Here is a 23,132-nt window from a genome sequence, read left to right on the forward strand (position 1 = left end):
CCGGCGGCTGGGGGCCTGAGGCCCCCAGACCCCCCCACATGGGGAAAAGCTTAAAAGGGGGCCGGATTGGCCCTTTCTTCGGCTGGATCGTCTCTTTTGGCAGATGGCATTTGGCTGCGCCCCATTGTTTCGGTGGTCGGGGGAGTAAGGTAAAGCGATTTATGGGATTAGGGCGTTGCCCCGGCGATTGGGTTGGCCAGAGACCGGAACGTGACAGCCGCCCCCTTGCCGAGAATCGCAGACCCGGCGGCAGTTGCCCTTCTGGCTTCCCGCTAGGGAAAAAAGTAAATGGTTCTGGTTTGTTGCCCCGTGTACCGCCAACGCGACGGCACCGACGTTTGAAATTGTTAAACGCAAACAGGATTCCAAAGGGCGGCAGCCCGTTGGCCGCCGGAGGCTTTCCCCCTGCTTACTGCTGCCACTGCCTACTCCCCGTGTGTCTTCCTTCCCTTCCGCGCCGGGCGGGCGCTTAAGCCCACGCCGCCGAGCACGGTCGCGCCGCCGAGGAGTTGGCCGGCGTTTAAGGTTTCGTCCAGGATGAGCCAGGAAAGCAGGCAGGTGATGACGGGGATGAGGTTGATAAATGCCGCCGCCTTGGCCGCCGGGGCGTTGCAAACGCCGTAGTTGTACAGGCCGTAGGCCACGAAAGTGACGGCCAGTCCCAGGAAAAACACGGCCGCCACCGGCCCGAAGGTCAACTTGGCCGGCATGGGCGCGAACACCAGGGCCGGCGAAAAAAAGGCCATGCCGACAAAGCTCTGGGCCGCCGTGAGATACAGCGGCTTGTGGCGCGCCGCCAGTTTCTTGCAGGTGATGATGTAGCCCACGGCACAGCACATGGCCAAAAATTCCAGGAAATTGCCGAGGATGGGACGCGGGGCCTGCGGTCCGGCCTCGCCGGCCAGGCTCATGACGGCCACCCCGGCCACGGCCAGGAGCAGGCCGGTCATGGCCCGGACTTCAAGTTTTTCTTGAAGAACGAAAGAAGCGGCCACGGCCGTCATCACCGGCAACATGGCGGTGATCATGCCGGCCTGGGAAGCCTGGGTCATGGTCAGGGCCTGGGACTCGAAGATGAAATACAGGCACGGCTCGCAAAAGGCCATGAAGACGATGCCCTTCCAGTCCGCCCGGCCGGCGGCGAAGCCGCCCATGCGCTTCCAGATGAGGGCGAACACGGCCGAGGCCACGGCCATGCGGCAAAAGACCGCCAGCAGCGGCGAAAATTCCCGCATGGCGATCTTCATGGCGATAAAGGAGCTGCCCCATAAAATAGAGGCACCGACCAGGGCGAAAAAGGCCGCCCAGGACATTTCGCGGTTTGTCTGCGACACGATGGGCCTTCCTTGCGGCCTGAACCCGGCGAAAATACGCCGGATGCGTTGGTCAAGGCATCCGGGACGCGCCCGGACGGAGGCTATGCCCGCCCCGGCCGATTATTGCAACCCCAACGGAGTGGTATCACATGACGTTTGAAGCGCTGGAACGCCTGCCTGAATCGGAAATGCTCGCCCGTCAGGCGACCGTCTGCCAGTTGTTGGCCGAAACCGCCCCCCAGGCCGGCGGGTTGCTCGTTTTTTCGCGCCTGGCCATCTATTATCTCACCGGTTCCTGGGCCAACGGCTTGCTCTGGCTGCCACTTGAAGGCGCGCCCGTGCTTCTGTGCCGCAAGGGCCGGCAGCGGGCCGAGCTGGAGTCGCCGCTGGCCACTATCGTGAACTTTCGCTCCTTTGGGGACATCGCGCCCCTGTGCGAGCAGGCCGGCAGCCCGCTTGCCGCCATCTGCGCCGCCGAGCAGGCCGGCCTGCCCTGGAATCTGGCCAATCTCCTGACCGCGCGCCTGCCGGGCGTGAACTTCGTTTCCGGCGACGCCGCCCTGGCCATGGCTCAGGCCTACAAGTCCGAGTGGGAGCTGGCCAAGATGCGCCTGTGCGGGGCGCGCCACAACGAGGGGCTGTATGCGCGCCTGCCCGGGCGCATCAAACCCGGCATGACCGAGCGCGAGATCACTGGCGCGTGTTTCGACGTCTTTTACGAGCTTGGCCACCAGGGCCAGTTGCGCATGGGCAGCTATGGCGAGGAAATCTTTCTGGGGCACATCGCGGTGGGGGATTCGGCCAACTACCCCAGCGTCTTCAACGGGCCGGTGGGGCTTCGCGGGGCGCATCCGGCCCTGCCCTTTTTCGGCTACGCCGGCACGGTCTGGAAAAAGGGGCAGGTGCTGACCATCGACAACGGCTTTTCCCTGGAAGGCTACAGCACGGACAAGACGCAGATCTATTTCGCCGGCAAGGCTTCGGCCATCCCGGATCTGGCCCGGCGCGGGCATGACCTGTGCGTGGCCGTGCAACAGGCCGTGGCCGAGCGTCTCGTGCCCGGGGCGATCCCGTCGGAGCTTTACGCCTTGTCCCTGGAGATGGCCGACAAGGCCGGATTGTCGGAAGGCTTCATGGGCCTGGGCGAAAACCAGGTCCGGTTTCTGGGCCACGGCATCGGGCTGACCATCGACGGCTGGCCGGTGTTGGCCAAGGGCTTCGATCAACCCCTTCGGGCCGGCATGACCTTGGCCCTGGAGCCCAAGTTCGGCATCCCGGACCTGGGCATGGTCGGGGTCGAGAACACCTTCGAGGTGACGGAACAGGGCGGCCGGTGCCTCACCGGCCAGAGTTACGAGATCCTCTGCACCGACTAGCCCATCCCTTCGCCGTGGGCCGGGGCCATTCCCCGCCCCACGGCGGTTCTCCCCGCGCTCCCGCCAACCGCCCCTGCCCCACCGCCCCCCATTCCCCCATTTGGGGGGGCCGGGGGCCTCAAGCCCCCGGCCCCCAGAGGCATCTTATCTGTTTGTTATTACTTAGATCTTCTGCTCCACCTTCCCAAAACACGGAATGCACAGCGTCTGGCCGGCAAAGCGGCGGGTGCGCGATTCCATGACGGATTCGCCACAGGCCTGGCAGACGAGGCTGGAGAGGATGGCTGCCCGGCGCGGCGGGGGTGTTTGGGGGGCGGTTCGAAGGAAAAGACTTTCGGGGTCGCTGGCCAGGACGCGCGCGGCGCATTGCCGGGCCAGGGCCGGCAGTTTCTTACGGGCGGCCGCGTCGCCGGTGTTGGCGGCCTGGCGCACGGCGGCGAATTCGGGATCAACGGCGGCCAGGGCATCCGGGCGCAGAACAAGGCGCAGGCCGGCACCGTCGGCGCGGCGGTGGAAGGTGAAGGCCGTCTTGCCGTAGTCGCGGTGGACGAGGTTGCCTTTGCCGAAGGTGCAGCCGAGCAGGGCCTGGATGGCGTCCACGGCGCACATGTCGGTTTCGACCACGGCCACGATGTCCTCGTCGCCGTCCCGGCCGCACACGGCCTGGCCCAGGCGCGCGGCCTGGATGCCGATGGCCAGCCCTGGGCACATGTGGCCGTGGTAATCCACCGCCCGGGCGGTCAACGCTGGCATATCGGTGAAGTCTTGCAAGGGAGGGCTCCTAATGTGTTGATATGGAAGATGAAGATGCCTCCGGCGGCCGGGGGCTCAGCCCCCCGGACCCCCGATATGGGTTAAGGGGGCGAGGAGATTACGGCGTGTTGTTCGTGATGGGAAACGTCCGGCCCAGAGGGCCGAAGTCCTTGGCCATATCGGCGTAGACCGGGCGGCCGACCATGAAGGCGTAGACCGAGTCGGCCTTGGCGGCCGGATCGATGTCGGCGAAGGCCTCGGGATAGAGAATCGTGCCGGCGGCGTAGGCGTCGGCCACGATGGTCTCTAAGTTGGTCAGATAGCTGGTGAAGGGATAAACCACGTAGACCCGGCCGGCGGCCACGGCTGGCAGGCTTTGGGCGAAGTCGGGCTGGCCGGACAGTTCCTCGGCCATGGCGTCCAGACCCGAGGCGTCGAGGAACAGGATGTCGGGACGCAGCGAGAGCAGTTGCTCCTTGTCGAGAAAGCCGTGTCCTTCCTTAACCAGTTTGGCGGCGACGTTGTCGGCCCCGAGCCAGTCCAGCGGCGGATAGGGATTGTCGGTGCTGGTCAGGCCATGGGAGCCGCGCATCCCTGTGCCGCCGACATACACGCCCGGCCGGACGTAGCCCGGCGCGGCCAGCCCCTTGGCTGCCCGGTCGCGCACGTCGGCCTCGGCGGACTGCAGGAAATCGGTTACTTCCTTGGCCCGAGCTTCCCGGCCAAGAATCACCCCCATCATGGCCAGAGTGTCGAACACCTTGGGATCGTAGCGTCCGAACGCGCCGTAGCTGACGACGACCACCGGGATGCCGAGCTTGTCCGAAAGACGTTGGGCCGTGCCCTGTTCCATGGTCGAGGCGAAGATGACCTCCGGGGCCACGGCCAAGAGCGCTTCCAGGTCGGGTTCCTTGTCGATGCTCTGCGGGCCGCCCGGGCCGATGACCGGCAGGGCTAAAAGCTCGGGGTGGGCCAGGTTGTAGGGACGTCCCGTGCGCCGGGCGGTCTCGAAGCGCTCGATGCCGACCACGCGGTCGGTGGCCTGAAGGTAGGCGATAAGGCGCAGACAGCCCGGTCCCAGGCAGACGATGCGCTTTGGCGCGGCCGGGACCGTGACCGACCGGCCGGCGGCGTCGGTGACGGTTCGGGTTTCGCCGGCCAAGGCCGAAAGGGCGGTAGCGAGCAGGACCAGCAGACAGGCCAGGGCGAATAGCGGGCGAGGCATGACGTCTCCTTGGCTGAGGGGTTTACGTCAGGCGGCGTCGGCCACGCCCAGGGGCATGACCACGGGATGACCGCCCACTTCGCCAAAGGCCACCTCCACGCCGTAGACCTCGCGCACCACTTGGGGACCTAGGCCCGAGCGGTCCAGCACGGCATGGACCCGGCCCCGGCGCAGCAACACAAAGACGTCGGCGAAGCGCAGGGCCTGGGACAGGTCGTGGAGAACGACCACGGCGGTCAGGCCTTTCGCGGCAGCGGCCCGGCGCACGATGGCTCGGACGTCCTCGGTGTTTTTCAGGTCCAGGCTGGCGGTCGGCTCGTCGAGGAGCAGCACGTCCGGCTCCTGGACCATGGCCCGGGCAATGGACGTTTTTTGGAGTTCCCCGCCGGAGAGGTCCTCCAGGCGTTTGAAGGCGAGCGGCTCCAGGCCAAGGGCGGTCAGGCCGTTTTCCACGGCGGCCAGGTCGCGCCGCGACGGACCAAGGCCCATATGGGGCCGGCGGCCCAGCAGCACGGCCTCGAATACGGTGAGACTGTCCGGCCGCTGGGACTGGGGCACGTAAGCCACGCGCCGGGCGATCTGCCGGCGGCTTACAGCAGCCATGTCCCGGCCGTCCAGGGTGACCCGGCCGCGCAAGGGGCGGATCAAACCGCCCAGGCAGCGCAGCAGGGTGGACTTGCCCGCTCCGTTGACCCCGAGCACGGCGGTCACCAGACCCTTTTGCAGGGGCAGATCGACGTTTCGCAGCACTTCCCGGCGGCCGTGGCCGCAGGCAACGTCGTGGGCGCAAAGCGTCATGTCCGACCTCCTCGCAACAGCAGCAATAAAAACAGCGGCGCGCCGAGAAACGAGGTGAGCACCCCCACCGGCAGCGCGCCCGTGCCGGCCAGCTGCCGGCCGGCCGTGTCGGCCCCCAGCAACAACAGCGCGCCCCACAAGCCGCTATGGAGCACCAGAGGACCGTGGTCGGCTCCGACCAGCCGTCGGGCGATGTGCGGGGCGAGAAGTCCCAGAAACGCGATGACGCCGCAGGCCGCGACCACCACGCCGGTGGCCAGGGCGGCCAGTCCCAGTCCGGCCAGACGCAAGGGCAGGGCGCGCACGCCCACGCTTCGGGCCACGTCCTCGCCGGCCAGTAGAGCGTTGAGGTCGTGGCGGGCCATAAGGCCGAAACCGCCGGCCGCGACGCCAGCCCCGGCCATGGCCGCGATTTGCTCCCAGCCGGCACGGGACACGTCGCCGAAGGTCCAATAGACGATGGCGGCAAGCTGCAGGTCGTCGGCGAAAAACTGGATGAGGATGGTGCCGGCGGTGAAAAGCGAGGACAGGGCCACGCCGCACAGGATCATGGCCTGGGGCGAAAGCCGCCGAAGCGTGGTCAGTGCGGCAATAAGCGCCGTTGCTCCCAGCGCCCCGCCAAAGGCGCAAGCGGAAACCGTGGCCGCCGCGCCGATGCGCACGATCTCAGCGGCCGAGCCGGCTACGGCGTTGGCGGTAAATCCTCCGGCTCCGAAAAGGACGATGCCGCAGGCCGCGCCAAAAGCGGCCGCGTGGCTGATGCCCAGGGTAAACGGCGAGGCCAGCGGATTGCCGAGCAGGCTTTGGGTCAGCGCCCCGGACACGGCCAGGGCAAAGCCGCCGCTGACGGCGGCCAGGATGCGCGGCAGCCGGATGCCCATGACCACCACCCCGGCCGGCCCGGCTGCGCTTTGGCCGAACAGGTGGCCGGCGATCTGGGACAGCGAAAGGTCGTAGCGGCCGGCAGTCAGGGCGTAGCCGGCCAAAAGGGCCAGGAGGCCGCCCAGCCCCAGAGCCAGGAGCGTCTTGGCCCGCGAGAGGGCCAGATGGTTGGCGACCAGCGACGTTGCGGCGGCAGGAGGGTTGGACATCAAGGTATCGGTAGCACGTCTTTATGGTTCGTGCAACAACAAGGGCCGTTTGTGCTAATTCATACGTTTTTATTCGATAAAAAGACTGGCGGCGTCTGCGGCGTGGGGTGGAGAGGCACCCAGGGCAGATTGGGGTGCGGCGACGACCGTAGCTTGGCCTTTACGTGGCCGGTTCAACGACGAGCACGGCCCGCGTCGCCGAGGCTTCGGCCTCGGGCACGGCCAAGGGCAGGCAGACAAGCCGGCAGCGGCCGACCGGGGCCTGCGATAAATCAAGACCTTCGAGGATGAGGATGCCGGCCGAAAGCAAGATGTTGTGGACGGGATAGGCGGGATCATCCAGAGGTTCGATGCTCATGGCGTCAAGGCCGGCTAGCGCGACGCCTCGGGCCGTCAGTTCCCGGGCCAGGGCCGGCGTTACGGCGGCGAAGTCGGCCGGGAAATTCGGGCCGGTGAAACGGCGTTCCCGGGAATTTCGGGTGGCAAAAAGCACGGCCTCGCCGGGCCGGGGATCGGCTGCGGCCAGGAGTTCGGGGCCAAGGCGCAGGGCCTGGCCGCAGTCCACCACCACGGCCGGCAGGAAAAAGGCCTCGGCAGGATAGTCGCCGGCCCGCTTACCGCCAGGGAGGAAATGGGCCGGAAAGTCGATATGGGCGGCGGCGTGGGCGCTCATCGACCAGACGGCGGCTTCGCAGCCGTGGGCGGCCTGGTCGAGAAACAGGCGGCGGGTAAAAGGCGGATCGCCGGGCACGGGGGGCGTCGCGGTCAGGGGTAGCGAGATGTCGATGACACGGCTTGGCATGGCGCTCCTTGGCCGATGGCGGGGCAGGGGAAAGCGGGTTGCAATCGGATGGAAACGTGCCATTTGTACTTTCTTTCACAAAAAGGAAAGCCCCTCAAACCGTACGCGGGACTTTGGCTGGGAGCAAGGCCGACTGAACCAATAGGTTGCCTGCCGCAGTTTGCATCGCGGCTTTCGATCGACAACGGGCGCTCCCGCTCGGGAGGCCCCGTGGAGCCGGCCCGGTTCGATGCCGGCGAAGCGGAAAAGTGTCGTGCCTGTCTTGCAACAGGTCAAAAAAATAAATGGTTTTCGTCTGTTGCAAACGAAGCGTCAGAGGCGCTTATCATCGACGTGACACGAGGCCCCTTCGCCTGGACAACCCGCGCGGGGAAGACAGGCGAGAAACCCAACAAAAAACGCCCCCGCGAGGCGAGGGCGTTTACTTGGCGGCGATAGTTGCCTGAAAAAGCTACTTCGCGGCCACGTGGCAGCCGTTGTTGGAGCAGGGAGCCACGGACAGGGGCTTTTGGCCCTTGGCCTTGCGCTCCACGTTGAGCTTCATGTGGCAGCCCAGGCAGCTGTTGTCGGCATTCTTGTCGTGGAAGGCGCGGAAGTAGGACGTGGCTTCCTGGCGGTCCTTCAGGTTGTCGTGGCAGCCGGCTTCGGCGCAGCCCTGGATCTCACCCTTGCCGTCCCACATGTGGTGGCAGGTGACGCAGGCTACGGAAGCGTGTTGGCCGTGGGAAAATTTGACCGGGGCAAAGCTGGTCTTGAGGACCCCGGACGGCCGTTTGAAGGTCAGTTCGAGGGGGTAGCACAGGGTGGACTTGGCATCCACGATGTCGCTGAACTTGCCGCCCTCGCAATAGGCCGCCGTGGCCAGGGCCAGGCTGCACACCATAACGATCAACCCGGAAAGCATGACCTTGGAACGCATCCAACTCCCTCCTTAAGCTCCAAGAAACGGTGAAAGTGACCTTGCCGCTGCGACTACGCAGGCGGGGCGTCAGGCAACTGCTCCGCCGCCGTAATTCAGTGGAAAAGCGTAAAATTTCACAAGCCGGAAGTCAATACTCTTTTGGCAAAAAACGCTGTCCGCCAGGGTGAAAGTCGGCGCACGCACAATGCTTTTCAAAGGATTCACGGGGTTAATCGTTTTCGGTCAAACATTCGAGCTTTTCCGATGCCTCCAGGGCGTCCATGAGCTCCAGGCTCAGGCGAATGAAGTCCGAAGCGGTCAGTATGCCGACGAGCTTGCCCCCCTCGACCACGGGCAGGCAGCCGTATTTCTGGGTCAGCAGCACTTCGGCGGCCTGGCGCAGGGGCAGGTCCGGGGTGACCATGGCCACGTCGGCGCGCATGACTTCGCCCAGCGGGATGCCGGCGTAGATGTCCTCCTGGGTCTGGGCGTCGATCTCGGCCAGCCGGGACACCGAAGCGGCGAGCAGGTCGCGGTGGGTGACAAGCCCCACAAAGGCCCCGGAACCGTCGATGATGGGCAGATGGCGGATGCGCGCCTCTTCCATGGTCCGCTTGGCGGACAACAGGCTGTCGTCGTGGCGCAACGCGATGAGATCCTCGGTCATGAGGTCGCGAGTAGTCAGCATGAACACCTCCTTGGTGATCTGCGTGAGTTGGCATCGACCACCGGCCGTGTCAAGGCGCAAGGCGTTGACTTGAGGCGGAAATTCTGTTTTCCGAAGAGGATTGGAATGGCGCGGGGAAGGATGCTTCCCCGTGAAAGGAAACTGATGAACGCCACTGGGGTCAAGACCGATTTGCGGCGCAGCCGGGAACGCATGGTGCGGGAACAGATCGAGGCCCGGGGCGTGACCCGGCCCGAGGTGCTGCGGGCCATGCGCAAGACGCCGCGCCACCTTTTCGTCGAAGAGGCGCTCATTCCCCAGGCCTACGAGGACCACCCGCTGCCCATCGGCCACGGCCAGACCATTTCCCAGCCCTATGTCGTGGCCTGGATGACGGAACTGCTTGAGGTCGCCCCGGGCCACAAGGTCCTGGAGATCGGCACGGGTTCGGGCTATCAGGCCGCCGTGCTGGCCGAACTCGGCGCCGAGGTTTATACCGTGGAGCGGATAAAGCCCCTCTATGAACAGGCCCGGGCCAGGCTCGACGCCTTGCGCTACGACCGGGTGCAGCTTAAACTTGACGACGGCACCCTGGGCTGGCCTGAGAAGGCTCCTTTTGATCGAATACTGGTGGCCGCCGGAGGGCCCAAGATTCCGGCCCCGCTGGTGGCCCAGCTCGGCCCGGCCGGGCGCATGGTCATACCGGTGGGGACTTCGCGGCGAAACCAGACCCTGTGCCTGGTGCGCCGGGATAACGGCCGGGTCATCGTGCGCGATCTCGGCGGGGTCATGTTCGTCGACCTCGTCGGAACCCACGGCTGGCAGGCTTCGTGAAGGAGTTGGCTCAATGACGCAATCCGATTCCTGTCGCGGCTGCACCGGACCGGGCAAGCCCCTTGGGGCGGCGACCGGCAGCGACGGCCGCCAAGCCCGCATCGGCCAGACCTTGGAGCGCATCCGCTACAAGCTTGTGGTCATGAGCGGCAAGGGCGGGGTCGGCAAGAGCACCGTGGCCGTCAACGTGGCCTGCTCATTGGCCGCCGGCGGGGCCAGGGTTGGGCTTTTGGACGTGGATCTCCACGGCCCGAGCGTGCCGGGCATGTTGGGCCTGACCGGCGCCATGACCGCCGGCGGCGAGGCGGCCATCGCCCCCAAACGCTTCGGCGACAATCTCTCCGTCGTCTCCATGCAGTCGCTTCTGGCCGATCCCGATGCCGCCGTGTTGTGGCGAGGTCCCATGAAAACCACCGCCATACGCCAGTTCATCGCCGACGTGGACTGGGGCGACCTCGACTATCTGGTCATCGACTCCCCGCCCGGAGCCGGCGACGAGCACCTGACCGTGCTTAAGACCGTGCCCGACGCCCTGTGCCTGCTGGTGACCACGCCCCAGGAGGTCTCCCTGGCCGACGTGCGCAAAAGCATCAATTTTCTCCAGTACACCAACGCCAACATCCTTGGCGTGGTGGAAAACATGAGCGGGCTGGCCTGTCCGCACTGCGGTCAGGAGATCGAACTTTTCAAGAAAGGCGGCGGCGAGGCCCTGGCCCGGGATTTCGGCCTGGAGTTCCTCGGCGCGGTGCCGCTGGACCCGGCCACGGTGGCGGCCGGCGACCTGGGCCGGCCGGTGGCCCTTTTGCCCGGGGACCATCCGGCCAAGGCCGCCTTTGCCGCCCTGGCCGACCATGTGGCCGCCGCCTGCCGGGGCAGCCTCGAAGCCGCCGCCTACCCGAGGCCCTAACTGGCGGATTGTCGAGCGGCCCGCGGCAATGCGGAAATCGCCCAGGCCGAAAATACGCCCGTTGCGGCGCGTTGCGGGGCCGATGGCTGCGGCGCGCCGGGCGGAAGGCTTTGACGCCGGCCCGGTATTGCTTTAATTGCCTGCCTGCGCCACGAAACCACCAGGGACTAACCACGCTATGTTCAATCTTGCTAACAACCTCACCTTGGCCCGCGTCGGGGCTGTGCCGATCCTGGTGCTCCTGCTCTATTTTCCGAGCCGGGGAGCCTGTTTTGCCGCCATGATGGTGTTCATCGCCGCCGCCGTCACCGACATCATGGACGGCGTGGTGGCTAGGCGGTGCAATCTGGTCACCAATTTCGGCAAGTTTCTTGATCCCTTGGCCGACAAGCTGCTGATAAGCGCCGCGCTCATCATGCTCGTCCAACTCGGCTGGGTCGAGGCCTGGGTGGCCGTGGTCATCGTCGGCCGGGAGATCGCCGTCACCGGGCTTCGGGCCATGGCCGTGGACCACGGCGTGGTCATCGCCGCCGACCGCTACGGCAAGCTCAAGACCGTTTTGCAGATGGTGGCCCTGTGTCCGCTGCTGCTGCATTATCCCGTTTGGGGTTTCGACCCCGCGCCGCTGGGACAGACGCTTTTGTACCTGGCCCTGGTTTTGACCCTTGTTTCCGGCGTCAATTACTTTTATGGATTCAGCAAGCAGGCGAAGTGGTCGGACAAGGCCGCCCGGTAGCGAAGCGGCCATGCCTCGCCCGCTGACCAACACCTTTTGCGACAAGGCGCTATGAAAGCCAAAAACATTTCCAAGCTGGCCCGTCGCCGGGTCCGTCCCGCCCGGGCCGGCCTCGGCAAGGGCGCCTGGTCCGGGACGCACCTGGACGACAATCTCGCCGCCCGTATCGAAAACTGCCTGCACACCATCCTGGAGCTCGAACCCGATCTGGAGCGCCTCCAGTTCGGGCATTATCTGCTGCGCGACTTCAAGGTGCTCAAGATGTTTCTCTCCCAGGTCGAAGACATCGAAGTGGAGGAACAGGACGTGTTGCGCATCGAGGCGGCCACCGAGAATTTCCTTCGCGAACTGAAGGAGCCCCTGGCCCAGTCCGATACCAAACGCCCGAAGAAATACGTCGTGCAATGACATGATCTGGCGAAGGTTCCTGCTGACGGCGCTGATCTTCTTCAATGTGTTCCTGCTCTATAATTTGATATGGAGCGACAACGGCATTTTTGCCTACCTCGAACTCAAATCCAGGCATGAGCAGCTCAAGCAACGCCTGGAAGCCGTCAACGACAAGTCCTTGGACCTCAGCCAGGAAATCCGCTGGCTCAAGACCGATCAGGCTTTCACCGAGAAAATGGCCCGGTCCCAGATGAACTACCTCAAGGATAACGAGATCCTTTACCAGTTTCCCAAGGACCCGCCCGCCGCCAAGGAGCCGGAACGGGACAAGGAAGGAAAGCGGGCCGATGCTCAGTAAGATCGAAATCTACCGGGAAGTCCTGGAAATCGAGCCCAACTCCAAGGTCTTCTTCCCCCTGGCCCGCAGCCTGGCCGAGGAAGGCCGCCACGACGAGGCCGCCGCCGTGCTTTCACGCGGCATCGGTTTCCATCCCGACCACCTCGAAGCCAAGTTCCTGCTCATCGAACTCCTTACCCGGCAGGGCAAGGAGGAGCAGGCCGATCAGGTCTTTGCCGACGTCGGCGCGCTGTTGGCGCGCTATCCCTCGGTCTGGCTCCTGTGGTCCAAGACCGCCGCCGCCCGGGCCAAGGACCCCTCCCTGGCCATGCTCTTTTTGGCCCACTACTTCCAGAACCAGACCCTCACCTGGGCCGAGGTCATGGAGCGGGGGCTTAAAAGCCTGAGTCAGGCCGCCGGTTCCCTTGAGCCGTCCGAAGGCTCTTCCGGGCCGGGAACCGCCGAGGCGTCCGGCGGATCGGAGCAGTCAGGGCCGGACGGCGGCGAAGAAGAAGCCGCTGCTGCGCAGTCGGCGAGCATTGCCTCGGACGTCGCCGCCGTGTCTCAGGATGCCGTGGCCCCCGCCCTGGGTGATAGGCCAGGGGTATCGGAATCGGCCTTGCTTGAGCCGACTGGGGAAATCGAGGCGGTTCGTGAGCTGTCGCACGTCCCTTGCGGTCCGGTCATTCAGACTGCCGCCTTGTCCGAAGCCGAGAACCTGCCCCCGGAAACGGGCCCTGCCCCGTCGGCCATTGCCGCTGGTCCTGTCGAAGCCGCTGGCCCGGAGCTGCGCGGTGCCCGCGAGGTCATGGAGCTGGCCGGTCTGCTGGACGCTCCTGAAACCGTTGAACCCCGTCCCCGGTCCAAGCCCGCCAAGGGCAAGGAACAGGGCGTGCGCACCCGGACCATGGCCGCCGTCCTGGCCGAGCAGGGTGATCTGGCCGGCGCGCGCGCCATTTATCAGGAACTCCTGGCCGCCGCCGCAACCGACGCCGAACGCGAGGAGTTGCGCGCCCTCATGGACGCCCTGGGCGCAACGGGGCGGCCCGCCTCGCAGGACCCAGTGCAAACGCCCGCCGCCGCTGGCCCCAAATCGGCCAACCGGCTGGCTGATTTTCTCGAAGCCCTGGCCAACCGCCTGGAAACCCGGGCCGGATCGTAACCGCCGCCTTCGGCTAACCGCCTCCACCGCATACGCCAACCGCACGAGGATACGGCTTTGAAACGCACCGTTCTCGCGGCCATTGCCGCCATTGTCTGTCTTTGCATCCTTGCCGGCTGCGGCACCATGAAAACCCAGTGGCGCGAAACCCGCAAGCTGTACCGGGAATACATCAACACCGACCCCTCCATCGACTTCAGCGACCAGGGCATCTCCGACAAGGGCCTGCAACGCCTGGCCGCTCTCATGATGCCCGTGGACGAGCGGCTGCTGGCCATGCTGCGCACCCTGGGCAGCCAGGACGCGGCCCCGGACCCCGAATGGGCCCAGCAGCTGCTGTCCGCCAATGCCTGGCTCTCCGGCATCGCCGTGGTCGATGCTTCGGGAGCCATCGTCGGCCAGGTGCCTTCGACGCCCATGCGTCCCCTTGACTACGCGTCCCTGCTCGACATGGCCGACCGCTACAAGGTTCGCAAGATGGGCGCGCGCGTGGTGTCCGACGAGATGGGCACGGTGGTCATGATCGCCATGCCGTTTTTCAAGGAAAACGAATGGGCCGGTCTGGTCGTGGTCAATTTCGACCCGCGTAACCTGGTGCGCTTTTCTCCCGACCCCAATGCGCTGGTGGTGGTGTCCACCGAAGGCCTGCTCTGGGCCGGCGGAGCCGGGCAGGGCGAGTCCCTGGCCGCCCTCAAATGGAGCGACATCCTCAAGGGCGAGGTGCAAGGCGACATCCGGACCGGGGGCGGCGAATACGTCTGGCAGGCCCGTTACCTCGGCCAGTTGGAGCTTGTTTATCTCACCGACGCCCGGGAAGTGCGCGCCGCCAAACCGGAACCCAAGAAGGAAGCCGCGCCCGCGCCCGAACCCAACAAGGCGCTGCCTTCCACCGAGCCGTTGCCGCAGCCTACGGATCTGACCACTCCCTAGACGGCCTTCTCGATGCATCGTTGGCCGGCGGTCGAAGCCGCCGGCTTTTTTTTCTTCCCAACCCTGGAAAATCTTGTGGGTATTTCGGTCTGGGGGTAGGTTGGGACGAGGCCGCAAAACCCGCGAGCCGCGCCGGGGCCTTTGCCGCCCAGGCTTGAGGAGAACAGCCATGCCGCAGATCACCGTCACCGAACACCTGCTGTTGCATCAGAAAGAATCCCCCATGGCCTCGGGCCGCTTCACGCGGCTGCTCAACGACCTGATCCTGGCCGCCAAGATCATCTCCCGGGAAGTCAGCAAGGCAGGCCTTGTCGACGTGCTGGGCTTTACCGGCGAGGTCAACGTCCAGGGCGAGCAGGTCCAAAAGCTCGACGAATACGCCAACAAGGTGCTGATCCACCGGATGGAGCGGGCCGGGGTGCTGTGCGCCATCGCCTCCGAGGAAAACGCCGACATCGTGCGTATCCCCGACCAGTTCCCCAAGGGCGATTATTTCCTCATCTTCGATCCCCTGGACGGCTCCTCCAACATTGACGCCAACGTCAACGTTGGCACCATCTTTTCCATCTACCGCGTGGCCGAGGGGTGCTCCGGCGACAAGCTGTGCGATCTGCTCATGCAGGGCGCCAAGCAGGTGGCCGCCGGCTACTTCCTCTACGGCACCTCCACCATGCTCGTGTACACCACCGGCCGGGGCGTCCATGGCTTCACCCTGGACCCCAGCGTCGGCGAGTTCCTGCTGTCCCACCCCGACATCCGCACTCCGGAGACCGGCAAGGTCTATTCCGTCAACGAGGCCTACTGGTCCTACTGGGACGAGCCCACCCGCGAGATCGTCAGCGCCTTCAAGGGCACGGACAACCCGCGCGGCCAGCCCTACGGCGGCCGCTACATCGGGTCGCTGGTGGCCGACTTCCACCGCAATCTCCTCTACGGCGGCATTTTCCTCTATCCCGCCGACACGCGCGACCCCAAAAAGCCTCAGGGCAAGCTCCGCCTTTTGTGCGAGGCCAATCCCCTGGCCTTTGTCATCGAACAGGCCGGCGGCGCGGCCACCGACGGCGAGCGCGACATCCTGTCCATCGAACCCGAGGAGCTGCATCAACGGGTGCCGCTTTTTATCGGTAGCAAAAACGACGTGGCCAAGGTCATGGAAATCTACGGCCGGGCCAGGAAAGCTTAAGCAACATGCTTTGTCTTGGCATTGAGACGTCCTGCGACGAGACGGCCGTGGCGCTTTTCGAAAACGGCCGTCCCGTCCTGGAAAAACTCGCTTCCCAGGCCGATCTCCATGCCGTCTTCGGGGGCGTGGTGCCGGAGCTGGCCTCGCGAGAGCATTTGCGCCGCCTGGGGCCGCTGTTGCAGGCCCTTTTCGCCGCATCCGGACGAAGCCTTGCCGACGTTGACGCCATTGCCGTGGCTCGGGGGCCGGGCCTGCTCGGCAGCCTGCTGGTGGGGCTGGCCGCGGCCAAGGGGCTGAGCCTGGCTACGGGCAAGCCGCTCATTGGCGTGGACCATCTCCACGCCCATCTCCTGGCCGCGACCATCGGCCGGGACGTGGCCTTTCCGGCCCTGGGGCTCCTGGTTTCGGGCGGCCATACCCAGATCGTGCGCCTGGAATCGGCCCTGTCCCTGGAGGTGCTCGGCCGCACCCTGGACGACGCCGCCGGCGAGGCCTTTGACAAGGCCGCCAAGTCGTTCAATCTGCCGTACCCCGGCGGCGTCTACATCGACGTGCTGGGCCGGGGGATCGCGCCGGACAAGACCCTTTTCCCGCGTCCGTTCCTGGATAACGATCATTTCGACTTCAGCTTCAGCGGCCTCAAGACCGCCGTGGCGTCCTATGCCGCCGCCCATCCCGAACTGCGTGCCGGCAGCCTGGCCGAGGCGGGCGGGGCCATCGACCCCGAGGCCTGGCCCATGGCCTTGCGGCGGGCCTGTTCTTCGCTCAATTTCGCCATTGCCGAGACGCTGCGCATCAAGTTCGAGCGGGCCTTGGATCGGCAGCCCGGACCGCCGGCCAGCCTCATCGCCGCTGGCGGCGTGGCCGCCAACGGTCCCATCCGGGCCATGCTGGCCGATCTGGCCGCCCGACGCGGCCTGCCGCTCTATTTGCCCGAGCCGGCCCTTTGCGCCGACAACGCCGTCATGATCGCGGCGGCAGGCAGCCGGCTGGCCGAGGCGGGCTATGCCCATGACCTGGCGCTGACTGCCGTCCCCCGGGGACGAAAGGTGCCCTGGGACTATGCCGGCGGACCGTCCGGCAAGGCGGCATCGGTTGACAGCGCCTCGCCGGCGCAATAGGTTCGCACGATTACGGCCCTTGAGTATGACGGCAAACGGCGCGACCCGCCGTCCCGATAACGCCAGAAACCCGACCGCCCCGGCGGTCGGCCAGACCATGAAAGGAGAGCATCCATGGCCATCCAACTGAGCGACGCCAACTTCGAAGCCGAAGCCCTGCAGTGCGACCTGCCCGTTCTGGTGGATTTCTGGGCGCCCTGGTGCGGGCCGTGCCGCGCCATGGGTCCGGTCATCGACGAACTGGCCAACGAGTACACCGGCCAGGTCAAGGTGGCCAAGATGAACGTCGACGAAAACCCGAGCACCCCGAGCAAGTACGGCATCCGCGCCATCCCCACCCTGATCCTGTTCAAGGGCGGCGAAGTGGTGGAGCAGATCACCGGTGCCGTGTCCAAAAGCTCGATCAAGGAAATGCTCTCCCAGAAGGCGCTCTAATCCATGAAACGATTCGACGCCGTCGTGATCGGGGGCGGCCCGGCCGGCATCACGGCCGCCCTGTATCTGGCCCGGTCCGACGTGTCCGTTGCCATGATCGAAAAGCTCTCGCCGGGCGGCCAGATGCTCATGACGCATCTGATTGAGAACTATCCGGGCTTCCCGGATGGCATCGAGGGCTGGAAGCTGGCCGACGCCATGGCCGCCCACCTGGGGCATTATGCCGTCGAGCGCATCAATGACGAGGTCACGGCCATCGAGTCCGAAGGCGGACTGCATCGCATCCGCGTTGGCGGCGAGGTGGTCGAGGCCAAGGCCGTGGTGCTGTGCACCGGCGCGCGCTACAAGCGCGTCGGCATCCCCGGCGAGCGCGAACTGGCCGGCCGGGGCGTGTCCTACTGCGCCCTGTGCGACGGCAATTTCTTCAGGAACCAGACTGTGGCCGTCATCGGCGGCGGCAACTCGGCCCTGGAGGAATCGCTGTATCTGGCCCGGCTGGTGAAAAAGCTCTACCTGATCCATCGTCGCGACGATTTTCGTGGCCAGAAATGCTTTCAGGATCGCTGCTTCACCCATCCGGTCATCGAGGTGTTGCGTTCCACGGTCGTGTGCTCCATTTCCGGCGGCGACGCCGTCACCGGCATTGAGGTCCGCGACGTCAAATCCGGCGATTGCCGCACCATCCCGGTGGACGGCGTGTTCGTGTTCGTCGGCTTCGAGCCTCAGGGGGATTTCTATCCGCCGGGACTCACCCGCGACGACCAGGGATTCATCCTGGCCGACGACGAGATGCGCACCAGCATCGAAGGCATCTACGCCGCCGGCGACATCCGGTCCAAGTCCTGCCGCCAGGTGGCCACCGCCGTGGGCGACGGGGCCGTGGCCGCCCACGCCGCTTACGCCTACATCAGTACGCGGTTCCCGCAAGACTGATCATTTCCGGACCCGTGCGACCGCGCCGCTTCGAACGGACGGCTGACGGGTCCGGCATTTTTTGCGTTGTGCCCCTTGGGGCCATTTGGTAAGAGGACGCGCATCGAGACGCCGGGTTCCGCTGACGCCTACCAAAGGAACCCGACCGCCGCATGGCGCCCGGCCAGGACCGGGCCATACCGGGAATATACCATGAATGTGATGTTGCGCCGTTTCCTGCCCTTGGGCTTTCTGCTCCTGTTCCTTGGCGGCTGCGCCGGCATGATCGACTACTATTTCCTGCCGCCGCCCGAGGATACCGCCCAGGAACTCTATGAGGCTGGACGGCAGTCCATGGCTGACAAGGATTACTATGGGGCCATCAATTACTTCATGAAATTGAAGGACCGCTATCCGTTTAGCCCGTACACGCCCATGGGCACGGTTGCCCTGGGCGACGCCTACTTCCTCACCGAAGATTACGGCATGGCCGCTGAAACCTATAAGGAATTCGAGTCGGTCCATCCACGAAGCGAAGAGATTCCCTACGTGCTTTACCAAGTCGGCGTCTCCAACTTCAAGCGCTCCGAATCCATCGACATGCCGCAAAGCAATCTCCAGGAAGCCATCCAGTATTTCTACCTCCTGGAGCAGACCTTCCCGGATACCGAGTACGGCAAGGAAGCGGCCGACTACATTCGTCGCTGCAAGAAGCGCATGGCCGAGCATGAGCTCTTCGTGGCAGACTTCTACTGGCGCACCAGCCAGTACGGCGCGGCCTGGAAGCGCTATATGTACACGGTGGAGAACTACAAGGATCTTGAGGAAGTGCTCGAATACGCCAAGCTGCGGGCCGAGCTGTCTTACCTTGAATACCAAAAGACCCTGACCGAAAACGAACGCCAGGCCATTGAAGGCAGCTGGCGACACTGGACCAAGCGCTGGTTGTAACCATCGATCTCCGGAAGCTTTTCACTTCTGGGGCCATACGGCGGCAAAACGGGGCGGCTGGCCGCCCCGTTTGCGTTTGCCGCGCGGGGACTTCATGAACGCGTTGATGTCCTTGCCCATGGGCCGTTGGCCCGAAGCCTTGGAACGCGCCCGCCTGGCCGACGCGGCCTTTGCCGCCGCCTACGCCCGCACGCCCGACCGGGAGCGCGCCTGGATCAAGACCGGCCTGGCCGCCATGTACGCGGCCATGGGCGGCCCCCTGCCGGCCTCCAGGCAGCGTTGCGACGCCCTGGGCCATGACCTGCTTGCGGCTTCTCTCGATGTCCCCCAGGATTACGTGCTCGTGGCCTGCGGCCGGGATTTCCTGTCTCCGGCCCGCTTGTCCGCCGTGGTCATGGCCGCCCTGTGCGCCCGCGTGCCCGACGTGGCCGCCGTGCGGGTGGGCGCGGCCTGGCCCAAACCGCTAATCACCACCCTGGAGCTGTGCGGCGTGGAAACGGCCGCCCGGATCTCCCGCCGCGACTGGGCCGGCCTCCTGGCCGAGCTTCCGGCCAAGGGGCGGGGCGTCGTGGTCCTCCTTGGCGAGCTGATCCTGCCGGCCGGAATATCGCCCGGCCTCGACGTCCGCCGGGCCGCCGTGGCCGGCAAAGCCGGCGTGTTCGGCCCCGGTTTCGACGCTGCAGCCCTGTCCTTTGCCCATCCGGATTGCACGTTTTATAGCCATGATGGCCAATGTCCCGAGCTGTCCGGCTGGCAGACGGGGCAGGGAAGCTTGGCCGAAGCCGGTCAGGCCGCCTACGACGCCGTCTACGTGACGGCTGACGAGGCCTTGACCCTGGCTGCCGACGCGCCGCTGTGCCTGGGGCCGGGCCGGGAGGGCTTCTGGCTGTGGCCGCACTTGCCGCCCGAGGCCTTTCGCCGGCGCCGCTTCGCCGCTGTCGTTGATCCCAACTGCGCGGCCGATGCTCCGACGCCCGGCCCGGAGGACGCATGAGCTCGAAGAAAGGGGCGAAGAAAAGCCGTCTGGCCAGCCTGCGCAACATCGGCATCATCGCCCATATCGACGCCGGCAAGACCACGCTCACCGAGCGCATCCTCTATTTTTCCGGCCGCATCCACCGCATGGGCGAGGTCCACGACGGCACCGCCACCATGGATTTCATGCCCGAGGAGCAGGAACGCGGCATCACCATCACCTCGGCCTGCACCACCTGCGCCTGGAAAGACCATCAGATCAACATCATCGACACCCCGGGCCATGTGGATTTCACCATCGAGGTGGAGCGCTCGCTTCGGGTGCTCGACGGCGCGGTGGGCGTTTTTTGCGCTGTCTCCGGCGTGGAACCCCAGTCCGAGACAGTCTGGCGGCAGTCCATGGCCTATGGCGTGCCCAAGATCGCCGTGGTCAACAAGCTCGACCGGCCCGGGGCCGATTTCGAGGCGGCCCTGGCCGCCATGCGCGAAAAGCTGCGCGCCAATCCCGTGGCCGTGACTATCCCCCTGGGCCAGGGGCCTGAGCTGACGGCCATCATCAATCTGGCCGCCATGGAGCATGTCCGTTTTTCCAGCGACGGCGAGGAGGTTTCACGCCGGCCGCTGACCGACGACGAAGCCGCCTATGCCGCGCCCTGGCGCGAGCGACTGGTTGAAGCGGCCTGCGACTACGACGAGGCGCTCATGGATGCCTACCTCGGCGGCGAGGCCATTGCCGCCGCCGCCATCGAGGCCGCCCTGCGCCTGGGGACCCTGGAGCACAAGGTCACGCCGGTCTTCGCCGCCTCGGCGCTCAAGAACATCGGCGTCCAGCCGGTTCTCGACGGCATCCTGGCCTATCTGCCAAGCCCCCTTGACCGTGGCGGGGCGCGCGGCGTCGATCCCGCTTCCAAGACCGAGATCGTTTATCCGCCCGAGGCTGAGGCGCCCCTGGCCGCCCTGGCCTTCAAGGTCAGCATGGAGACCGGCCGGCGGCAGGTGTTCGTGCGCGTCTATTCCGGCCGCCTGGAAGCCGGCAAGGACGTCTGGAACGCCACGCGCGGCGAAATCGAGCGGCCAGCTAGGCTGTTTCATCTTCACGCCGGCCACCGCGAAAAGGCCGAGACGGCCGGCCCCGGCGAGATCGTGGCCATCGCTGGCCTGCGCCGGGCAGCCACGGGCGACACCTTGTGCGACAAGGCCAGCCCCATCTTGTTGGAGGCCATCGGCGGCTACAAGCCGGTCATCAGCTTGGCCCTGGAGCCCAAAAACGCCGAAGAGACCGACAAACTCAAGGAAGTCCTGGACAAGCTGGCCGAGGAAGACCCGACCTTGACCGTGGCCCACGACCCCGACACCGGCCAGATGATTCTTTCGGGCATGGGCGAACTCCACCTCGACGTGGTGCTGGAGCGGGCCCGGCGCGAATACGGCGTTTCACCGCGCGCCGGCAAGCCGCAGGTGGTCTATCAGGAGACCGTCGTGGCCGAGGCGGCCGGGGAGGGCGTGTTCGACCGCGAACTCGGCGACCGCAGCCATCACGGCCGGGTGACGGTGGCCGTATCGCCGCTGCCCCGGGGAACCGGCCGGGAAATTTCCTTCGAGATCGACCGCCTGGCCTATCCGCCGGCCTGGAGCGCGGCCATGGCCGAAGGCCTTGAAGACGGCCTGCAAAGCGGTCCCTTGGGCGGCCATCCGGTCCAGGACGTGCGGGTGCGGGTGACGGGCGTCTTTCCGGTCGAGGGCAAGACCACGGACATCGGCTGCCGCATGGCCGCCGCCCAGGCGCTGAAAAACGCCCTGGCCGCCGCCAGGCCGGCCTTGCTTGAACCTATCATGGAACTGGAGATCGGCGTTCCCGACGCCTTCATCGGCGACGTGGCCGGCCTGCTCGGCTCCAAGGGGGCCAAGATCGAGAACATGGCCGACCGGGGCGGCCACAAGACGGTCACGGCCTTGGCTCCGCTTCGCCGGATGTTCGGCTTTTCCACCGACCTTCGCTCGGCCACCCAGGGCCGGGCCGGCATGTCCATGCGTTTTCTCAAATTCGACCTGCTCGGGTAGTCGTACAGGAACCCATGTCCACGCGCAGCCTGGTTTCGCCGGAGGCGTCCAAGCGTTTCGACGTCTTGCGCACCCTCCTTGTCGTCTTCGTCATCGGCATCCACGCCGAAAAGGGCTTGCAGGCCTATTACAGCGCCATGCCAGAAGCCCTGAACGTCTATCTGGCCATTTTTCCGCATAACGTTTTTCGCCTGGCCGTGCCGCTTTTCTTCGCCGTCTCCGGCTACCTCTTCTTTTTGACCTACAAGCCCGACGCCGCCTCCTACGGCCGCATGATCGTCAAGAAGACCAAGAGCATCCTCGTGCCCTTTCTCATCTTCAACGCCATCACCCTGATCCTCATCAAGGTCTTCAACAAGGTGCCCTACATCGGCGACTTTCACGCCATCGACGCCGACGGCTACCTGAAACTCCTCATTGGCATCTACCGCTATCCCGTGGTCTACACGCTGTGGTTTTTGCGTGATCTCTACGTCTATTTCCTGCTGGCCCCGGTGTTTTACGTCTTTTCCAAGGAAATGCCCCTGACCGGCCTTGTCGCCTGCTGGGCGGCCTGGATGTTCCTGCCCCAGGGGCGCATTCCCATTGAGCTGAGCGGACTGGTCTTTTTCTACGGCGGCTGCGTCCTGGCCCGGACCCGGGCCGATCTCGACGGCCTGGCCCGTTTCGCCTGGCCAGTCGGTCTTGGCTATCTGGCCCTCATGGCCGTGACGGCGACCTATGAGTGCCTCTACGGCTGCCAGTCCTATTATCACATCCTCTACCGCAACAGCATGATCCTGGGCGTGTTGACCGTCTGGCTTGTTTCAGCCTGGCCGCCCCTTCGCGACGCCGTGATGCTGCGCCGGCTGGCCGCGACTTCCTTTTTCGTGTATCTGACCCATGAACCCGTATTGTCGTACCTCATCTACGGCACGCGGTTTGTCTTCAAACCTTCGGGCACGGTGGTCGGCATCGCCTACATGCTCCTGCTCACCGCCCTGACCTACGCCCTCTGCCATGGCCTGGCCCGGCTCCTGGAACGCTTTGCCCCTCGGGTCTACGCCGTGGCCACGGGAGCGAGATAGCGGGCCTTGCCGTCTCCTGCGCGGCAGGGTTGGGTGAGGACCTTTGGATCGTTGACGAGGTCGCGGGCACACTGCCTGGCAAGGGGTTTCGGCCAGGCTGGCCCTGGCCAGGAACGTGCCAAGTGTTTCGAATAACAATACTCCGTTAAGCTTGTTGTCGTTCCGAGAAGGAACTTGCCTTTTTCGGACGCGACACGAGGCG

General features: G+C 65.5%; 24 protein-coding genes. 16 read left to right on the top strand and 8 right to left on the bottom strand.

Features of this window, described 5'->3' with window-relative positions; translation table 11 throughout:
- Nucleotides 1-425: 425 nt before the first annotated feature.
- Nucleotides 426-1,334: a DMT family transporter gene (locus tag DMR_RS10190; protein ID WP_148208404.1), complete on the bottom strand. Its 909-nt coding sequence runs from the start codon at nucleotides 1,332-1,334 to the stop codon at nucleotides 426-428.
- A gap of 131 nt (nucleotides 1,335-1,465) precedes the next feature.
- Between DMR_RS10190 and DMR_RS10195 the strand changes: the two genes are divergently transcribed.
- Nucleotides 1,466-2,692 (top strand): M24 family metallopeptidase, encoded by a 1,227-nt coding sequence (locus DMR_RS10195; RefSeq protein WP_015860824.1) that lies wholly within the window; start codon nucleotides 1,466-1,468, stop codon nucleotides 2,690-2,692.
- A 162-nt stretch (nucleotides 2,693-2,854) separates the two neighbouring features.
- Here the strand turns inward: DMR_RS10195 and DMR_RS10200 are convergent, their stop codons facing one another.
- The 7 genes from DMR_RS10200 to DMR_RS10230 form a co-directional block, all read right to left on the bottom strand.
- Nucleotides 2,855-3,463: an FmdE family protein gene (locus tag DMR_RS10200; RefSeq protein WP_015860825.1), complete on the bottom strand. Its 609-nt coding sequence runs from the start codon at nucleotides 3,461-3,463 to the stop codon at nucleotides 2,855-2,857.
- Between the two features lie 100 nt (nucleotides 3,464-3,563).
- Nucleotides 3,564-4,670: an iron ABC transporter substrate-binding protein gene (locus DMR_RS10205; protein WP_015860826.1), complete on the bottom strand. Its 1,107-nt coding sequence runs from the start codon at nucleotides 4,668-4,670 to the stop codon at nucleotides 3,564-3,566.
- 27 nt (nucleotides 4,671-4,697) lie between these two features.
- Complete coding sequence (locus tag DMR_RS10210) at nucleotides 4,698-5,468, bottom strand: ABC transporter ATP-binding protein (protein ID WP_015860827.1); 771 nt, start codon at nucleotides 5,466-5,468, stop codon at nucleotides 4,698-4,700.
- On the bottom strand, nucleotides 5,465-6,559 hold the full coding sequence (locus DMR_RS10215; protein ID WP_015860828.1) for a FecCD family ABC transporter permease: 1,095 nt from the start codon (nucleotides 6,557-6,559) through the stop codon (nucleotides 5,465-5,467). The genes DMR_RS10210 and DMR_RS10215 overlap by 4 nt, the downstream gene beginning before the upstream one ends.
- A gap of 160 nt (nucleotides 6,560-6,719) precedes the next feature.
- The gene (locus tag DMR_RS10220; RefSeq protein WP_015860829.1) at nucleotides 6,720-7,361 is read right to left on the bottom strand and encodes a cyclase family protein; all 642 of its coding nucleotides are present in this window, start codon (nucleotides 7,359-7,361) and stop codon (nucleotides 6,720-6,722) included.
- A gap of 451 nt (nucleotides 7,362-7,812) precedes the next feature.
- Nucleotides 7,813-8,280, bottom strand: coding sequence for a cytochrome c3 family protein (locus DMR_RS10225; RefSeq protein ID WP_015860830.1), 468 nt, complete (start codon nucleotides 8,278-8,280; stop codon nucleotides 7,813-7,815).
- Between the two features lie 211 nt (nucleotides 8,281-8,491).
- The gene (locus tag DMR_RS10230; RefSeq protein ID WP_015860831.1) at nucleotides 8,492-8,950 is read right to left on the bottom strand and encodes a CBS domain-containing protein; all 459 of its coding nucleotides are present in this window, start codon (nucleotides 8,948-8,950) and stop codon (nucleotides 8,492-8,494) included.
- Nucleotides 8,951-9,094: 144 nt separating this feature from the next.
- Here DMR_RS10230 and DMR_RS10235 point away from each other — a divergent pair, with 144 nt between their 5' ends.
- The 15 genes from DMR_RS10235 to DMR_RS10305 all read left to right on the top strand — a co-directional run bounded on the left by DMR_RS10235 (nucleotide 9,095) and on the right by DMR_RS10305 (nucleotide 22,930).
- Nucleotides 9,095-9,763, top strand: a complete 669-nt coding sequence (locus DMR_RS10235; RefSeq protein WP_043600462.1) for a protein-L-isoaspartate(D-aspartate) O-methyltransferase — start codon at nucleotides 9,095-9,097, stop codon at nucleotides 9,761-9,763.
- A gap of 13 nt (nucleotides 9,764-9,776) precedes the next feature.
- Nucleotides 9,777-10,670, top strand: coding sequence for an Mrp/NBP35 family ATP-binding protein (locus tag DMR_RS10240; RefSeq protein ID WP_015860833.1), 894 nt, complete (start codon nucleotides 9,777-9,779; stop codon nucleotides 10,668-10,670).
- Nucleotides 10,671-10,848: 178 nt separating this feature from the next.
- Nucleotides 10,849-11,406, top strand: a complete 558-nt coding sequence (pgsA, locus tag DMR_RS10245) for a CDP-diacylglycerol--glycerol-3-phosphate 3-phosphatidyltransferase (RefSeq protein ID WP_015860834.1) — start codon at nucleotides 10,849-10,851, stop codon at nucleotides 11,404-11,406.
- A 51-nt stretch (nucleotides 11,407-11,457) separates the two neighbouring features.
- Entirely contained in the window at nucleotides 11,458-11,814 is a 357-nt protein-coding gene (locus DMR_RS10250) for a hypothetical protein (RefSeq protein WP_015860835.1), read from the top strand.
- A 1-nt stretch (nucleotide 11,815) separates the two neighbouring features.
- A complete protein-coding gene (locus tag DMR_RS10255; protein ID WP_015860836.1) occupies nucleotides 11,816-12,154 on the top strand; it encodes an FtsB family cell division protein in 339 nt (112 codons plus the stop codon).
- Nucleotides 12,144-13,295, top strand: a complete 1,152-nt coding sequence (locus tag DMR_RS10260; RefSeq protein WP_015860837.1) for a tetratricopeptide repeat protein — start codon at nucleotides 12,144-12,146, stop codon at nucleotides 13,293-13,295. Before DMR_RS10255 ends, DMR_RS10260 begins: the two co-directional genes overlap by 11 nt.
- A gap of 57 nt (nucleotides 13,296-13,352) precedes the next feature.
- Complete coding sequence (locus DMR_RS10265) at nucleotides 13,353-14,225, top strand: PDC sensor domain-containing protein (protein ID WP_015860838.1); 873 nt, start codon at nucleotides 13,353-13,355, stop codon at nucleotides 14,223-14,225.
- 169 nt (nucleotides 14,226-14,394) lie between these two features.
- Entirely contained in the window at nucleotides 14,395-15,408 is a 1,014-nt protein-coding gene (fbp, locus tag DMR_RS10270; RefSeq protein ID WP_015860839.1) for a class 1 fructose-bisphosphatase, read from the top strand.
- A gap of 5 nt (nucleotides 15,409-15,413) precedes the next feature.
- Nucleotides 15,414-16,529: a tRNA (adenosine(37)-N6)-threonylcarbamoyltransferase complex transferase subunit TsaD gene (tsaD, locus tag DMR_RS10275; protein ID WP_015860840.1), complete on the top strand. Its 1,116-nt coding sequence runs from the start codon at nucleotides 15,414-15,416 to the stop codon at nucleotides 16,527-16,529.
- A gap of 114 nt (nucleotides 16,530-16,643) precedes the next feature.
- Complete coding sequence (gene trxA, locus DMR_RS10280) at nucleotides 16,644-16,964, top strand: thioredoxin (RefSeq protein ID WP_006918681.1); 321 nt, start codon at nucleotides 16,644-16,646, stop codon at nucleotides 16,962-16,964.
- A gap of 3 nt (nucleotides 16,965-16,967) precedes the next feature.
- Nucleotides 16,968-17,897 carry a thioredoxin-disulfide reductase gene (trxB, locus tag DMR_RS10285; protein ID WP_015860841.1) on the top strand — a complete coding sequence of 310 codons (930 nt, stop codon included), beginning with the start codon at nucleotides 16,968-16,970 and terminating at the stop codon, nucleotides 17,895-17,897.
- A 192-nt stretch (nucleotides 17,898-18,089) separates the two neighbouring features.
- The gene (locus tag DMR_RS10290; protein ID WP_015860842.1) at nucleotides 18,090-18,827 is read left to right on the top strand and encodes an outer membrane protein assembly factor BamD; all 738 of its coding nucleotides are present in this window, start codon (nucleotides 18,090-18,092) and stop codon (nucleotides 18,825-18,827) included.
- Between the two features lie 94 nt (nucleotides 18,828-18,921).
- A complete protein-coding gene (locus DMR_RS25605; protein ID WP_148208405.1) occupies nucleotides 18,922-19,821 on the top strand; it encodes a hypothetical protein in 900 nt (299 codons plus the stop codon).
- Nucleotides 19,818-21,863 carry an elongation factor G gene (gene fusA, locus DMR_RS10300; RefSeq protein WP_015860844.1) on the top strand — a complete coding sequence of 682 codons (2,046 nt, stop codon included), beginning with the start codon at nucleotides 19,818-19,820 and terminating at the stop codon, nucleotides 21,861-21,863. The genes DMR_RS25605 and fusA overlap by 4 nt, the downstream gene beginning before the upstream one ends.
- Before the next feature lie 14 nt (nucleotides 21,864-21,877).
- The gene (locus tag DMR_RS10305) at nucleotides 21,878-22,930 is read left to right on the top strand and encodes an acyltransferase family protein (RefSeq protein ID WP_015860845.1); all 1,053 of its coding nucleotides are present in this window, start codon (nucleotides 21,878-21,880) and stop codon (nucleotides 22,928-22,930) included.
- Nucleotides 22,931-23,132 lie beyond the last annotated feature (202 nt).

Origin of the sequence: Solidesulfovibrio magneticus RS-1 (assembly GCF_000010665.1) — a bacterium.
GTDB classification, from domain to species: Bacteria; Desulfobacterota; Desulfovibrionia; order Desulfovibrionales; family Desulfovibrionaceae; genus Solidesulfovibrio; species Solidesulfovibrio magneticus.

Coding starts and splice junctions, on each gene's coding strand:
- DMR_RS10195 (WP_015860824.1), top strand. CDS start 1,466: ATGACGTTTGAAGCGCTGGAACGCCTGCCTGAATCGGAAATGCTCGCC.
- DMR_RS10205 (WP_015860826.1), bottom strand. CDS start 4,670: ATGCCTCGCCCGCTATTCGCCCTGGCCTGTCTGCTGGTCCTGCTCGCT.
- DMR_RS10210 (WP_015860827.1), bottom strand. CDS start 5,468: ATGACGCTTTGCGCCCACGACGTTGCCTGCGGCCACGGCCGCCGGGAA.
- DMR_RS10215 (WP_015860828.1), bottom strand. CDS start 6,559: ATGTCCAACCCTCCTGCCGCCGCAACGTCGCTGGTCGCCAACCATCTG.
- DMR_RS10220 (WP_015860829.1), bottom strand. CDS start 7,361: ATGCCAAGCCGTGTCATCGACATCTCGCTACCCCTGACCGCGACGCCC.
- DMR_RS10225 (WP_015860830.1), bottom strand. CDS start 8,280: ATGCGTTCCAAGGTCATGCTTTCCGGGTTGATCGTTATGGTGTGCAGC.
- DMR_RS10230 (WP_015860831.1), bottom strand. CDS start 8,950: ATGCTGACTACTCGCGACCTCATGACCGAGGATCTCATCGCGTTGCGC.
- DMR_RS10235 (WP_043600462.1), top strand. CDS start 9,095: ATGAACGCCACTGGGGTCAAGACCGATTTGCGGCGCAGCCGGGAACGC.
- DMR_RS10240 (WP_015860833.1), top strand. CDS start 9,777: ATGACGCAATCCGATTCCTGTCGCGGCTGCACCGGACCGGGCAAGCCC.
- pgsA (WP_015860834.1), top strand. CDS start 10,849: ATGTTCAATCTTGCTAACAACCTCACCTTGGCCCGCGTCGGGGCTGTG.
- DMR_RS10250 (WP_015860835.1), top strand. CDS start 11,458: ATGAAAGCCAAAAACATTTCCAAGCTGGCCCGTCGCCGGGTCCGTCCC.
- DMR_RS10255 (WP_015860836.1), top strand. CDS start 11,816: ATGATCTGGCGAAGGTTCCTGCTGACGGCGCTGATCTTCTTCAATGTG.
- DMR_RS10260 (WP_015860837.1), top strand. CDS start 12,144: ATGCTCAGTAAGATCGAAATCTACCGGGAAGTCCTGGAAATCGAGCCC.
- fbp (WP_015860839.1), top strand. CDS start 14,395: ATGCCGCAGATCACCGTCACCGAACACCTGCTGTTGCATCAGAAAGAA.
- tsaD (WP_015860840.1), top strand. CDS start 15,414: ATGCTTTGTCTTGGCATTGAGACGTCCTGCGACGAGACGGCCGTGGCG.
- trxA (WP_006918681.1), top strand. CDS start 16,644: ATGGCCATCCAACTGAGCGACGCCAACTTCGAAGCCGAAGCCCTGCAG.
- trxB (WP_015860841.1), top strand. CDS start 16,968: ATGAAACGATTCGACGCCGTCGTGATCGGGGGCGGCCCGGCCGGCATC.
- DMR_RS10290 (WP_015860842.1), top strand. CDS start 18,090: ATGAATGTGATGTTGCGCCGTTTCCTGCCCTTGGGCTTTCTGCTCCTG.
- DMR_RS25605 (WP_148208405.1), top strand. CDS start 18,922: ATGAACGCGTTGATGTCCTTGCCCATGGGCCGTTGGCCCGAAGCCTTG.
- fusA (WP_015860844.1), top strand. CDS start 19,818: ATGAGCTCGAAGAAAGGGGCGAAGAAAAGCCGTCTGGCCAGCCTGCGC.
- DMR_RS10305 (WP_015860845.1), top strand. CDS start 21,878: ATGTCCACGCGCAGCCTGGTTTCGCCGGAGGCGTCCAAGCGTTTCGAC.